Here is a 1,079-nt window from a genome sequence, read left to right as displayed (position 1 = left end):
CAGCGCGCCGGACTTCGAGAACCCGCAGAACGCAGGCGCGAACAATGTCTACGACGTGACGGTGCAGGTAAGCGACGGCAGCTTGACCGACACGCAGGCGATGGCCGTCACGGTGACCGACGTGAACGACAACGCGCCAGTGATCACCAGCAATGGCGGGGCCGCGACGGCCACGGTCAGCGTGGCCGAGAACACCAGCGCCGTGACAACGGTGGCGGCCACGGACCTGGACGGCCCGGCCCTGAGCTATGCGATCACGGGTGGCGCGGACGCTGGGCGCTTCAGCATCAATGCCAGCACCGGCGTGCTGAGCTTCCTGGTCGCGCCCGATGTCGAGGTTCCGCAGGACGCTGGCGGCAACAATGTCTACGACGTGGTGGTGCGGGCCAGCGACGGTGGCCTGGCCGACACCCAGGCCATCTCCGTCACTGTGACCGACGTGAACGAAGCCCCCGTAATCACCAGCGCCGCTACGGCGAACGTGGCCGAGAACAGTACCGCCGTGCTGACCGTCACGGCGATCGACATGGACGGCCCCGCATTGACCTATGCGATCACCGGCGGCGCCGATGCGGCGCTGTTCAGCATCGACGGCAGCACCGGCGCGCTGCGTTTTGTCGGTGCGCCAGACTACGAGAGCCCGCAGGATGCCGATGCCAACAACATCTACAACCTCGTGGTCCGCGCCAGCGATGGTGCGCTGACCGCCAGCCAGGCGATGGCGGTGACCGTCACCAATGCCAACGAGGCACCGACCACCGCCCTGCCCATCGCTGACCAGAACGCCACGGAAGATGCGGCCTTCAATTTCCAGTTTACGGCGGGTACTTTCGTCGACGCGGACCCGACTGACACGCTGACCTACACCGCGCAATTGACCGGCGGCGGTGCCCTACCTTCCTGGCTGGGGTTCAACGCCAGCACGCGCACCTTCTTCGGCACGCCCGCCAACGCCGACGTAGGCACCGTCAGTATCAATGTGATCGCCGACGATGGCCACGGCAGCACCGCGACCGACACCTTCGGCATCACGGTCGCCAACACCAATGACGCGCCTACCCTGGCCAGCCCCCTGCCCG

General features: G+C 66.7%; 1 protein-coding gene. It reads left to right on the top strand.

Annotated elements, in window-relative coordinates:
- Positions 1-1,079: putative Ig domain-containing protein (locus AC097L_RS25985; protein ID WP_479589572.1), on the top strand; the 1,079-nt coding region annotated here is incomplete at both ends.

The sequence above is a fragment of the Rhodoferax sp. RT5P35 genome, assembly GCF_056521385.1.
This window is presented reverse-complemented; position numbering and strand designations above follow the sequence as displayed.